We start from the raw sequence: 13,179 nt of genomic DNA, 5'->3' as shown, positions 1-13,179 counted from the left end.
CTTAGTTTCCATCTTCCTTACCCTGCTTCTTACGCTCCTTGTTTCACTTGCCACGTCTCTCATCTTCTTTAGCCAGTATGTGCTGGGTTATCTCGAAATGCATGGAATATTGCAGGAGGGAATTACCCTATACCTGCTTGTATTGGGCAAGTGGATCGTGGTTCTTGCTCTTTTCTTTTTCTCCATTGCTTTGCTATACTTCTATGCTCCTGCAAAGAGAATGAAGTTCCGTTTTTTTTCGCCAGGGGCTACTCTTGCAACCATTTTGGCCATAGTTACCTCGCTTGGTTTTTCTGCCTACGTAAATGATTTTGGGCAGTACAACAAGCTCTACGGCTCTATCGGGAGCTTTATGGCGCTCATGCTTTGGCTTTACTTCAACGCCATTGCTCTACTCATTGGCTTTGAGCTAAACGTCAGCATTTTTTCAGCTGGGAACAATAAGCGGCATGTAATTTTATAATAACTTTTAAAAATCAGCAAGAAAAAGTTAAACAAAAATTTTTGAAAAACGTTTTTTATGGCAACGCGCACCTTTGTATACTATGATTGGGTTGAGCGAAGCATATTAAATAGGGAGAGTAAAGAAGTTACAACATAAGGATACTACACTTAATGCGTGCCATATAGATATTACATTATTGATGTAACCATAGAAATAGATGAAGAAGAGTATTGCCGGTATTAGGAAGGAGTATATGCTTGCTGAGTTGCTTGAAGCGGAGGTGAATTCTGATCCTATTATTCAGTTTGATCAGTGGCTTTCTGAGGCTTTAAAGTCCAATGTTCCCGAGCCTAATGCTATGACCCTAGCCACTTCTACTTTTGAGGGTAAACCTTCTGCCAGAATTTTGCTACTAAAAGGAGTAGACGAAAGTGGATTTGCTTTTTTCACCAACTATGAGAGCCGTAAGTCAAAGCAGATTATACAAAACCCCTTTGGAGCACTTGTCTTTTTCTGGTCTGAGCTGGAGCGTCAAGTAAGGATTGAGGGGAAAATTGTGCGCATGAGCTCCAAGGAGTCGGATCGCTACTTTAAAACACGACCAATTGGAAGCAAAATTGGTGCGTGGGCTTCTCCACAGAGCCAGGTTATTCCCAATCGGCGATACCTGGAAAATCTCAAGTCCGACTACCAGGAGGAGTTCTCCAACAGGGAGATAAATAGACCTGATAACTGGGGAGGCTATCTGCTACAACCTTCACTAATAGAGTTTTGGCAAGGTAGGCCAGACCGGTTGCATGATAGAATTCAATATCGACTCGAAAATGAAGAGTGGATAATTGAACGACTTGCTCCATAAAAAAAGCCCCGTTTTCGGGGCTTTTTGCTATGCAATGTGCAGATATTTTTCTACGAGTTGCTTAATTTCATCGTTCTTGCCATACAATCTCTCGCTCAATCCTTGGTCCTTGTGCGATTTAAGAATTCTTATGGTATTGTTGATTACACCTTTAGGAAATATGCCATTGTTTTCAAATACTTCTCTTTTTTTGTCAAGCCTTTCAGCCGATTCGTAGCATGAGGTAGGGAGCTGTTCTAGTTTTTCCTGAATATGCCTGTTTTCTTCCTTAAAAATATTGCAATCGACATAAAGTTCCTGAGCACGCTGCAGCGCGTTGGGCATGGAGATGCCATGCTCTGAAGCAACTACAAGTCCGGCAAGTAGGCAGTATAGGTCGGCCGATCCGTCGGGTACCCTGAATTCCACCGTCTGTTTGCTTTCACTCAACTTAGGTGTTGGCTCGTTAGGATTTGCTTCTTGGAGCATGATGTTGGCGCCGTTCCATCCGAGCGGTACCCTAACCAGCACAGAACGGTTTCTGTCGCCCCAGCAAACGTTGGTTGGAGCCTCCTGATGGGGAACAAGTCTCAGATAGGAGGTAGGGATAGTATTGCCAAACGCTGTGAGTGCGTCGGCAACATCCAAAATTCCAGCAATCATTTTTCGTGCTGTGTCGCTAAGTTTACCGTTGGCAACCATCATGTTTTTGCCATCTTTTTCAAGCATCATGTGTATGTGCAGCCCACTACCAGCTTTGCCTACAGTGATTTTTGGTGCAAAGCTAATATTGACTCCGTAGCGGTATCCTAACATGCGGAGTATCCACTTAGCTATAATCATTTGCTCTACTGCCTGCTCCACGGGCATGGGCAAAAACTCAATTTCGTGCTGCTCGTAATGAATGCCACCTTGGGTAAAGCAACCAACTTCCGAATGGCCATACTTTACATGACCTCCAGCTTGGGTGATATAGCGTAAGGCCTCCACCCTTATTGCTTCCCATTTGGCAAATGGTTCAGAGGTGTGATATCCCTTCTGGTCCACTCCGGGGTAGAATTGCTGATCTTCGGAAATAACGTAATATTCGAGTTCACCTAAGGCCTTAAAGGTGTATCCGGTTTTCGACTTAAAATCTTCGTGAGCTTTGCGGAGAATATATTCAGGAGAACTTTCGAGCGGTTTACCCTCGTTATTGTAGAATGAGCAGAGAATGTTCAATGTTGGGACTTCGGCAAAGGGATCAACGAAAGCGGTTCGAAATCTGGGTATAACGTAGAGGTCGCTCGATTCTGCCTCAATAAAGGAGAAGAGGCTCGAACCATCCACACGCTCACCTCCGGAAAGGATGGTATCCAAGTGCTCCTTGCTCCACAGCACAAAGTTGAGCGTTTTCAGCTTTCCGTCTTCAGCGGCGTATCGAAAGTTGACCATCTCAATGCCATTGGCTTCTGCAAAATTTATGATATCCTGCTTTGTGAATTCCGATGAAGGTTTCTGAAGAAACTGCACCAACTCATTGGGACTCATTGAAATTTCTGTCTCACTCATTGGGAATCTTATTAATGAAATTGGGCAAAACTAACTATTTAGGGCAAATTAACCAACAATTTTCAAACGATTGCGTCAATGTTAGAAAACATAACCTGTTTCGACCATTTTCAAAAAAAAATACCGCCATTTGCATGACGGTATATATAACTGTAGCTAAAAGCTGGCTATTTCTTTAATTGTGCAAGCTGTCCCATGATGGCTTTTATCTTCGATTCAGCGTCTGCCTTTTTGTTCTGCTCCACCTCTACAACCTTGGCGGGTGCATTATTTACAAAGCTGGAGTTACTCAACTTTTTATTAACTGAAACCAGAAATCCTTGGAGGTAGGTGAGCTCAGCATTCAACTTATTTAGTTCCTCTTCAACGTTGAGCAGGCCTCCAAGCGGCAGGAAGAACTCCGTTGTTTTTACCAAGAAGGAGGAGGCTCCTTCTACCTTCGATTCGGTGTGGGTAATGGCGGTGAGGTTTGCCATTTTGCAAATTACCGATGAAAGGTCTATCGTTGGCACACCATCGCGCTTTACAAATAGCTCAAGCGCATCTTTCTGAGGAATGTTTTTATCCTGCCGAATAGAGCGGATGTTGGTCACCGTTTCCTTTAGGTTATCGAACTCCTCAAGCAGACTGCTGCTGTATGGTTTGGATTGAGGTAACAGGCTCACCATGATGCAGTCACCAACTTCGCGCTCGGCGATGAGGTGATAAATCTCCTCGGTAATGAAGGGCATGTATGGATGGAGCAACTTGAGCAACTTTTCGAAGTAACCAATGGTGGCGTTGAAGGTAACACTGTCGATAGGCTGATTAAATCCTGGCTTAACGGCCTCTAGGTACCAACTCGAAAACTCGTCCCAAAAGAGCTTGTATATCACCATCAAGGCCTCGGATACGTTGTAGGCATCGAACTGCTGGCTGACCTGCTCAATGGTCTTGTCGAGCATGGCGTCGAACCACTCCACGGTGAGGCGTGCATGCTCGGGTTGAGGAATGGTGCTGTCTACCTGCCAACCATTTACTAGCCTGAAGGCGTTCCATATTTTGTTGCTGAAGTTGCGGCCTTGCTCAGTTAGGTTTTCGTCGAAGAGGAGGTCATTGCCAGCGGGGCTGCACAGCAGCATACCTACTCGAACACCATCGGCGCCATACTTGGCAATGAGATCGAGCGGATCGGGTGAATTCCCCAGCTGTTTCGACATTTTACGCCGTTGCTGATCGCGCACAATGCCGGTAAGGTAAACGTTGGTAAATGGTTTTTCGCCTCTATATTCATACCCAGCAACAACCATGCGAGCAACCCAAAAGAATAGTATTTCGGGAGCCGTTACTAAGTCGTTGGTGGGGTAGTAGTAGTTAATTTCGGGATTCTCAGGATTACGGATGCCATCAAAAACAGAAATAGGCCATAGCCACGATGAGAACCAGGTGTCGAGCACGTCGGAGTCCTGATGGAGATCAGCAGTTGTTAGGTTAGAGTTACCCGTCTCCTTTTTCGCCAACGCAAGTGCTTCCTCTTCCGTTTCTGCTACCACAAAGGTACCATTGCTAAGGTAGTAGGCCGGAATTCGGTGGCCCCACCATAGCTGTCGCGAAATACACCAATCCTTGATGTTTTCCATCCAGTGACGATAGGTATTCTTGAACTTTGCTGGATAGAGCTGTATGTTGTCGCTCTCTACGGCCTCGAGCGCAGGCTTTGCCAGCTCCTCCATTTTGAGGAACCACTGGGTGCTTAGCTTGGGCTCAATGGCAACGTCGGTTCGCTCCGAGAAGCCAACCTTGTTTACGTATCCCTCTATTTTTTCAATAAGGCCTGCCTTTTCAAGGTCCTTTACAATCTCGTCGCGAACTGCAAACCGGTCTTTCCCAACGTATAGCTGTGCTCTCTCGTTGAGGGTTCCGTTGTCGTTGAAAATGTCGATGGATTCCAACTTATACTTCTGCCCCAGCATGTAGTCGTTGATGTCGTGGGCGGGGGTAACTTTAAGAACACCGGTACCAAACTCTATATCTACGTATTCGTCCTGAATAATTGGGACAATGCGATTAATCAGCGGTACCGTAACCTTTTTGCCCTTAAGGTAGGCGTAACGTGGATCGTTGGGGTTAACGCACACGGCCGTGTCGCCCAATATGGTTTCGGGACGGGTGGTAGCAACCACCACGTAGTCCTTAGTGCCCTCAATAATGTATCGTAGGTAGTATAGCTTGCTCTGTACTTCACGGTAAATAACCTCCTCGTCCGACAGTGCCGTTTTGGCCTGGGGATCCCAGTTTACCATTCTCACACCACGGTAAACTAACCCTTTACGGTAGAGATCGATAAACACCTTAATCACGCTTTCGGAGCGTTCTGTGTCCATGGTGAAGCAGGTACGCTCCCAATCGCAGGAGGCACCCAACTTCTTGAGTTGCTCTAGTATGATGCCACCATGCTTGTGGGTCCATTCCCAAGCATGGTTTAGAAATTCTTCACGCGATAGCGATGCCTTTTCAATGCCCTGCTCTTTTAACTTACCTACCACCTTAGCTTCGGTTGCAATGGAGGCATGATCGGTTCCGGGAACCCAACAGGCATTCTTGCCCTGCATGCGAGCACGGCGAACAAAAACATCCTGAATGGTATTGTTGAGCATGTGCCCCATGTGCAAAACGCCGGTTACGTTTGGCGGAGGAATCACTATGGTGTATGGCTCTCTACCATCGGGAATAGAGCGAAAAAAACCTTGGCTCATCCAAAAGGCATACCATTTGTTTTCGATTGAAGAGGGGTCGTACTTTGCAGGAATTTCCATCTGAGGTATTCGGTTATAATCGTATAATTTTTAGCAAAGGCACAAATTTATAAATTTATTGAAAAGGAGATTTTCTTTTCTGACAATAAATGGGTTGTAACGGAGAAATGGATCAATATACTTTGTGGGCAAGAGCCAACAACTGTGGCTTAATGGTAATGCCCTGCCTCTTTATGGCAGCAGGATTAATTTCGAATGTAACCCTTCCGTTCTCCATCAAAAAGTTTATGCCGGCACCTTTTGCAGCCATTCCCTCCTCCTCACAGATAATAAGGGTAGGATTATTGCCAATTTTTGCCAACACAACTTCAAGGCTGTTTCTACGCTCCTTCGGAATGTAAAGAATGAGGCATTTGCCAATTTCCCCAACGGACTCATAGGTTTTTATTTCTATTTGACGATTTTGGATTGTTCGGTTACCCTCAAGCATGCGAAGGATCTCAGTAGTATTAGTGTTTCCTAGAACTCCAATCACAAAAACATCACCCATAGAGTTCTCGTCCCAGGTAAGATATCTGGTGAAGTTATAGATAAACCCAGCCTGCACCTTAGCCAGTTGGGCAGAGGATGAAAGGTGAAGCAGTAAAACCAGAATAAGGCAGAACAAGCCCTTCTTCATTCGTTCTGGGATTTTGGCCGCCGTAAGTTATAAAAAAAAGATGTGGAATTGGAAACTACTGAAGTACCGATTACTTTGAGGAAACCGGAAAAACGATTTCTCCAGTTTCAGCAACATTGCTGTTGTTAAGGGTAAGATCGGTGATATAGAAGCTATACATAATAGTATCGGCGGTTTCGGAGTAGTATTGTATTTGAATGGTTATGGTTCCTTTTTGGGCTTTATTATTACCAACTGGTGCTACGTAGGGCACTGTGTAGCTAAGGGGTGTAGCAAGATCGCTGTCTGGCACAGCCGTAAAAATGCCGTTCTGCTTAACGTATTTCGTCAAAAAAAGATTGTAGCGATACTGCGGCAGGGTGGTGGAGTCTGGGTCGGGAAGTCCAAAGTTACCATCACCATCGGTGAAATTTATCTTTAGCGTTCCGGTCCATATTTTGTTGCCTAGCTGGTCGGTGCCATATACTAGGGAAAAATTTTGGAACGAAATGATTGGTGTATCGGAATAGGTCGACTCCTTCAGGCAGGCTGTTAATGAGATGATAAGAATAAACACTGCAGCTAAAATGGCAAAATGGACACCATGGGCTTTGGCCTTTACCCATTGCTGTCCATTCTGTATGTATTTATACCTTGCCATTTGTGACAGGTTGGTTATTTCTGCCTAAAGAAAATTTGAATGGGAACGCCGGTAAAGTCAAACTGCTCTCGGAGTTTATTTTCGAGGTAGCGCTTATATGGCTCCTTAACGTACTGAGGCAAGTTACAAAAAAACGCAAAGCTGGGTGCGAAGGTCGGTAGCTGCATCACAAACTTAATTTTCACAAATTTTCCCTTTATGGCGGGAGGAGAATACGCTTCAATAATTGGAAGCATCACCTCGTTGAGTTGTGATGTAGGAATTCGCTTGCGACGGTTTTGATTAACGTGCATAATTTCGTCGAGCACGTTGTAGATGCGCTGCTTGGTGTTGGCCGAAACGAACAGGATAGGTACATCCTTGAATGGAGCAATCCGGTTTTGGATAACCTCTGTATACTCCTTCATGGTATTGTTATCCTTTTCCACCAAGTCCCACTTGTTTACCAGAATAACTACCCCTTTTCGGTTGCGCGTAATAAGGTTGAAAATATTGAGGTCTTGCGATTCAATACCTTCGGTGGCATCGAGCATAAGAACACAAACGTCAGAGTTTTCGATGGAGCGAATCGACCGAAGCACGGAGAAAAATTCCAAATCCTCGGTAACCTTTCCCTTTTTCCGAAGGCCAGCAGTATCGATGAGGTAGAAGTCGTGGCCAAACTTATTGTAGCGGGTAAGAATGGAGTCGCGGGTGGTGCCAGGAATGGGAGTAACAATATTCCGTTCCTCGTCCAGCAATGCATTGGTGAGGCTGCTTTTGCCTACGTTTGGCTTGCCCACGATGGCAATTTTAGGTAGGTCGTCGAGCCCTTCGTTATTCTCAATTTCGGAAGGTAAGGCGTCAACCACGGCGTCAAGCAGGTCACCCGTACCGCTGCCGTTGATAGACGATATGGCGAAGTAGTTACCTAGCCCAAGCGAGTAAAACTCGTTGGCCTCCATGTAGCGTTGGGTGTTGTCCACCTTGTTAACAACCAGAAATACCTTTTTATCGGTAACCTTGCGCAGCATACGGGCAACCTCATTATCGAGATCGGTGATGCCATCGGCAACGTCTACTAAAAATAGAATGAGATCCGACTCCTCTATGGCCAGCATTACCTGCTTGCGAATCTCACCCTCAAAAATATCTTCGGAATTGCTGATATACCCTCCAGTATCGATAATGGAGAATTCCTTTCCGTTCCAGTCTGTTTTTCCGTAATGGCGATCGCGGGTCACCCCGGCCGTTTCATCCACAATGGCTTGCCTACCGCCAACCAACCGGTTGAAGAGGGTCGATTTCCCTACGTTAGGCCGCCCAACAATTGCAACAATATTTCCCATCTTCTGCTCTGCTACTATATTTTAGTTCTGATTATAGCCAAATCGCTTTAAAATTAAATCGTTGTCTCTCCAGTTGTCGAGCACCTTTACGTGCAGACCCAGATAAACCTTTTTTCCCACAAAATCCTCAATATCGTGTCTTGCCTTGGTCCCAATTCGTTTGAGCATGGACCCCTGATGGCCAATAAGAATGCCCTTCTGCGTATCGCGAGTAACAAAGATGGTTGTCTCAATATGGATCATCTTTTCCGACTCCTTATACGACTCCACAACCACCTCTACCGAGTAGGGGATCTCCTTTTGATAGGTGATAAGGATCTTCTCGCGAATAATTTCCGATACAAAGAATCTCATGGTCTTGTCGCTAATCTGATCCTTTGGAAAATATTCGGGATTTTCGGGGAGTTTCTCGAGAATTTCGGTTAGCAAGGCCTCCTGGTTAAACTTGTGCAGTGCCGATACTGGAATCACTTTTGCCTCAGGGATACATGCCTGCCAAAGGTTCATGTAGTCTACCACGGCATTCTGGTCGGTAGCGGTATCCACCTTGTTCACCACCACAATTATTGGCACTTTGAGTGCGGTAACTTTTTGAACAATCTCGGCATGTTTCTCAACTTCGAGACCCATTTCGGTAACTAGCAGAATGATGTCGGCGTCAGAAAGAGCAGAGTATACAAATTGCATCATGTTCTCCTGCAGCTTGTAGCTAGGCTTGAGAACACCAGGGGTATCCGAGTATATAATTTGGAAATCTTCGCCATTCACAATGCCCATGATGCGGTGTCGAGTAGTTTGCGCTTTTGAGGTGATGATGGAGAGCTTTTCTCCCACTAGGGAGTTCATCAGTGTTGATTTTCCTACGTTTGGGAAGCCTATTATGTTCACAAAACCCGACTTGTGCGCCATGTTACTAATTTTTTTAAGATGACAAAGATAGCATGAAATGGTGGTTCAGCTGCTATCTAAAGGCTAATATTTCAAATTATTGCACTATTTCAAATACCTTTTGAGTTAGCTTAAATATCGACTGTAACCATTCCCATATGATTAGTTAAAAATGGCAACTTAAGTTATTGGTATTTAGCTCAATTGTTGTAAGGACAACAAAATGGCAATGTTAATTACTCTTAATTCAAAACATTTGTCATCTATTCGTGTTTCCTTTGCATTTATTGCGTTATAGGATATATGCAAACACAGAATAGAGTTTTTGCCAAGCTTGCACTCCTGCTATACATGCTACCGATTTTATACGTGAGCGTGCATACGGTGGTACACCATAGCCATGGCCACATCTCTATTTCAACCCGTCAGGAAATAAGTGCTCAAAGCGATTACTGTCCTATTTGCGATTACTCACCAGTTACACCTGATGTTCCGCATACCGTTAGCCTAAATTTTTATGAGGAGCATTTCACTCCATACATTCTACCAAGTTTCTACGGTGCTGTAGCTGAAACCTTTTTCGGTAATTTATTTTTAAGAGCTCCTCCCAAGACTCGACAGATTGGAACTTTCCTCGGATAGAGGATACCAATTCCTGCTGCTATCCCAGTTTTGATTATCGATGTAATGCTAGTTTAAGGCATGTAGTTTTGCGTAGGGCAACCTAATTATGGCCGTGTTATACATAATCATCTCATAGGACCTAGCCGAAATTACCCGTAGCCATATTTTCACTCATTTTGTAGTTGAATATAGAATACTCCTGAATTCTATGCGCACCGCCATCATAAAATCTGGTGAGCGCTTCTAGCCAATGTTTAAAATAGAATTCAGTGAATCACCAGTTAACCAATAAAAAGAAGATGAAAAAGTTGAAGATATTTTCCTTGATGCTAGGGATGCTGATTTTGATAATCCCTCACGCCATTGCCACCGATGTAATGGGTAGAGCCACACTCTACGGTAGAATAACCGACGCTAAAACCGGTGAGTCGCTACCCGGTGTGAACGTGTATATTCCCGATCTTCAGGTAGGTACGGTTTCGGATGTGAATGGTGATTACCGTTTGGAAAATATTCCTGAAGCAAAGATGATGGTGCAGCTCAGCTTCGTGGGCTACCAAACGCTGGCGGAATCCATTCACCTTACACCCGATACACGGCGTGACTTTGCACTAAGCCCATCGGCAAGGGAGATCACAGAGATAGTAATTACCGGATTGTCGCAGGCCACCGCACGAAATAGAACCCCTACACCAATTGCTGTAGTTTCCAAGACGGAGTTGCTTCAGACGGCGGCAACCAACGCCATCGATGCCATAGCGCAGCAACCAGGTGTTTCGGAGGTTACTACGGGTGCAGCCATCTCCAAGCCTGTAATCCGTGGGTTGGGCTACAACCGCGTAGTGGTGGTTAACGATGGTGTGAGGCAGGAGGGTCAGCAGTGGGGCGACGAGCACGGAATTGAGATTGATCCCTACTCCATAAACCATGTCGAAATTCTAAAGGGGCCAGCAAGCTTAGTCTACGGCTCCGATGCCATGGCTGGTGTAATTAATATGATTGCAGCTCCCTCATTACCCGTTGGCAAGATGGCGGGCAGCGTGCTGTTCAACTACCAGACCAACAACGGCCTTTATGGCGTATCGGCCGATATGCAGGGCAATAAGAAGGGGTTGATTTGGGACCTGCGTCTCAGCGGAAGGGAAGCCCATGCCTACCAAGATCGCTACGATGGTTACGTGTTTAACTCTGGTTTTAAAGAGAACGCCGTTTCCGGTATGGTTGGATTAAACAGGGATTGGGGTTACTCACACCTTCACTTCTCCATGTACAACCTCACCCCCGGCATAGTGGAGGGCGAGCGTGATTCGCTTACTGGTAACTTTGTGAAGGCCATAATGCTGCCAAATGGTACGGAGGGTGTTGCCATTGCTACGCACTCCGACATGATGAGCTACTCGCCAAAAACACCTTACCAGAAGATTCACCACTACAAGTTGGTATTGGATAACACTATTTTGCTAAACCAGGGTTACCTGAAAACGATCTTCGGATTTCAGCAGAACCAACGGCAGGAGTATGCCGATATTCTAAAGCCAAACGCTTACGGCCTCTACTTTTTGTTGAACACGCTTAGCTACGATGTTCGTTATGTTTTTCCAGACTGGAAAGGCATCAATTTTTCAACCGGTGTCAACGGTATGGAGCAGACCTCCCAGAATAAGGGTAGCGAATTTCTGGTGCCGGCCTACAACCTTTTCGACATTGGTGGCTTTGTAATGGCAAAACGCACCTTTGGCAAGCTAGACTTGAGCGCCGGTATCCGCTACGACCGTAGGCAGGAGCATGGAAGCAGCCTCTACCTCGATGCCAACGAAGCCCCGACCTCCTCCACTGACCCGACGGCAACACTCCGATTTCCTTCGTTTAACAGCGTCTTTACCGGAACCTCTGGAAGCGTAGGTGCTGCCTACCAGCTACCCGGTGGCCTCTACACCAAGCTGAACCTTTCGCGTGGCTACCGTGCGCCCAACATTGCCGAGCTGGGCTCCAACGGCGTTCATGAGGGCACCTTCCGCTACGAAGTTGGAAATCCCGACCTGAAACCGGAATCGAGCATGCAGTTCGACTACTCATTGGGCTACAATAGCGAGCACGTTTCTACAGAGCTCAACCTCTTTACCAACAACGTGAACAATTACATATTCCTGCGTAAGGAGACCCTGCCCAACGGAGCCGATTTGCTTACCGATGGGGTGAGCACCTTTAAGTATGTATCGGGCGATGCCAATTTAAAGGGTGGCGAATTTACGATAGATGTGCATCCACATCCGCTGGATTGGATTCACTTCCAGAACTCCTTCTCCTACGTGGAGGGAGTGCTGCGCAACCAGCCGGACTCATCGCGCAACCTGCCGTTTATGCCTCCTGCCCGCTGGCAGAGCGAGTTGCGCTTTAACGCTAAAAAGGTGGGTGGCGTGCTGCAAAACGCTTATGTCTCCTTTGGTGTAGACATGTTCTTTGCCCAGAATAAAATTTACTCCGCCTTTAATACCGAGACCGCCAGCCCGCGCTACACGCTCATGAACCTTGGGCTGGGTACCGATTTTGTGCATAACAGCAAAACTATCTGTTCGCTCTACGTTACTGTGAACAACCTCGCCGACGTGGCCTACCAAAGCCACCTCAGCCGGCTGCAGTATGCTCCGGTAAACAACGTTACCGGACGTACAGGCGTTTACGATATGGGTCGCAACATCGACTTTAAGCTGATTTTCCCGCTCAATTTTTAGTAAATACTTTTAAGGTTGACCAACGCGCTGCTCCACACCGGGGCGGCGCGTTGTGATTTGGGAAAACTGTTTCCCAGCGAGGCTGTCGGTTCTGGACATGGTGGCCAATGCTACTTGCAGCTGGTAAAGCAAGCGTGTCTCCATCCCTCTCAGCTGCCACGTCTTCTGTCGTATTACCATCACTAGGTTTGCCGGTTCACGCAGCTGGTGCATATTGATGGAGGATAGGTAGTTGAGGTATTGGTCGATGTAGTCAAAAATATGGTCCTGCTGGTCGTTGGTTTTTGTGAGGCACTCCTGCTCTTCAATGCTGAAGTGGGAGGCAAGACCATTGCTGCAGGCAATGCGCCATGCTGTGCCCACGTAGGTCATCTCTTTTCCAAAGCCTTCTGGGGCTAGCACGTCGAAGTTTATTCCGGTGGGGGTGGCCAAACGGTGAAGCATTATGTGGTTCTGCTGAAGCGAATCGAGGTGGTTTAGCAATCTCCTTTGAACCGATACCAGCTGGCTAGCCAGCGCTATGTTCTGGCTTAGTTCTGCCTCTATACGCATGCGGATTTGCTCCACCTGCCGCTGCTCCTTTACATGCTCGCGCCACTCGTTGAGCGCCAATGCCAGCACCACGCTAAACACAATGAGCAGCGCCTCGGCTGCATACTTCCAAAGGCTTTTCTTTTTCTTGGCCATATTGAAAAAATTGATGGCCGAAGATAGCAATT

11 protein-coding genes are annotated in these 13,179 nt (G+C 46.2%); 4 read left to right on the top strand and 7 right to left on the bottom strand.

Annotated elements, in window-relative coordinates:
* Together VMW01_07810 and pdxH are read left to right on the top strand one after the other, a co-directional pair.
* Positions 1–463 (top strand): YihY/virulence factor BrkB family protein (locus VMW01_07810; protein HUW06152.1); only part of this gene is annotated, 463 nt, incomplete at its 5' end.
* Positions 464–662: 199 nt separating this feature from the next.
* Positions 663–1,304, top strand: a complete 642-nt coding sequence (gene pdxH / locus VMW01_07805) for a pyridoxamine 5'-phosphate oxidase (protein ID HUW06151.1) — start codon at positions 663–665, stop codon at positions 1,302–1,304.
* Between the two features lie 27 nt (positions 1,305–1,331).
* Here pdxH and VMW01_07800 read toward each other — a convergent pair whose 3' ends face one another.
* From VMW01_07800 to era, 6 genes are all read right to left on the bottom strand, one after another.
* On the bottom strand, positions 1,332–2,834 hold the full coding sequence (locus VMW01_07800; protein ID HUW06150.1) for a glutamine synthetase family protein: 1,503 nt from the start codon (positions 2,832–2,834) through the stop codon (positions 1,332–1,334).
* A 167-nt stretch (positions 2,835–3,001) separates the two neighbouring features.
* On the bottom strand, positions 3,002–5,629 hold the full coding sequence (locus VMW01_07795; protein HUW06149.1) for a valine--tRNA ligase: 2,628 nt from the start codon (positions 5,627–5,629) through the stop codon (positions 3,002–3,004).
* 112 nt (positions 5,630–5,741) lie between these two features.
* Positions 5,742–6,248, bottom strand: coding sequence for a YfiR family protein (locus VMW01_07790; protein ID HUW06148.1), 507 nt, complete (start codon positions 6,246–6,248; stop codon positions 5,742–5,744).
* A gap of 70 nt (positions 6,249–6,318) precedes the next feature.
* Positions 6,319–6,888 carry a hypothetical protein gene (locus tag VMW01_07785; GenBank protein ID HUW06147.1) on the bottom strand — a complete coding sequence of 190 codons (570 nt, stop codon included), beginning with the start codon at positions 6,886–6,888 and terminating at the stop codon, positions 6,319–6,321.
* 14 nt (positions 6,889–6,902) lie between these two features.
* Positions 6,903–8,216 carry a ribosome biogenesis GTPase Der gene (gene der, locus VMW01_07780; GenBank protein HUW06146.1) on the bottom strand — a complete coding sequence of 438 codons (1,314 nt, stop codon included), beginning with the start codon at positions 8,214–8,216 and terminating at the stop codon, positions 6,903–6,905.
* 21 nt (positions 8,217–8,237) lie between these two features.
* A complete protein-coding gene (era, locus tag VMW01_07775) occupies positions 8,238–9,125 on the bottom strand; it encodes a GTPase Era (protein HUW06145.1) in 888 nt (295 codons plus the stop codon).
* Between the two features lie 330 nt (positions 9,126–9,455).
* On the opposite strand from era, the gene VMW01_07770 reads away from it, so the two are divergent.
* Both VMW01_07770 and VMW01_07765 read left to right on the top strand, forming a co-directional pair.
* Positions 9,456–9,746 carry a hypothetical protein gene (locus VMW01_07770; protein ID HUW06144.1) on the top strand — a complete coding sequence of 97 codons (291 nt, stop codon included), beginning with the start codon at positions 9,456–9,458 and terminating at the stop codon, positions 9,744–9,746.
* Between the two features lie 251 nt (positions 9,747–9,997).
* A complete protein-coding gene (locus VMW01_07765; GenBank protein HUW06143.1) occupies positions 9,998–12,460 on the top strand; it encodes a TonB-dependent receptor in 2,463 nt (820 codons plus the stop codon).
* Positions 12,461–12,469: 9 nt separating this feature from the next.
* On the opposite strand, the gene VMW01_07760 is transcribed toward VMW01_07765, so the two are convergent.
* Entirely contained in the window at positions 12,470–13,147 is a 678-nt protein-coding gene (locus VMW01_07760) for a hypothetical protein (protein HUW06142.1), read from the bottom strand.
* Between the last annotated feature and the right edge of the window lie 32 nt (positions 13,148–13,179).

Source organism: Williamwhitmania sp., assembly GCA_035529935.1.
Classification (GTDB): Bacteria; Bacteroidota; Bacteroidia; order Bacteroidales; family Williamwhitmaniaceae; genus Williamwhitmania.
This window is presented reverse-complemented; position numbering and strand designations above follow the sequence as displayed.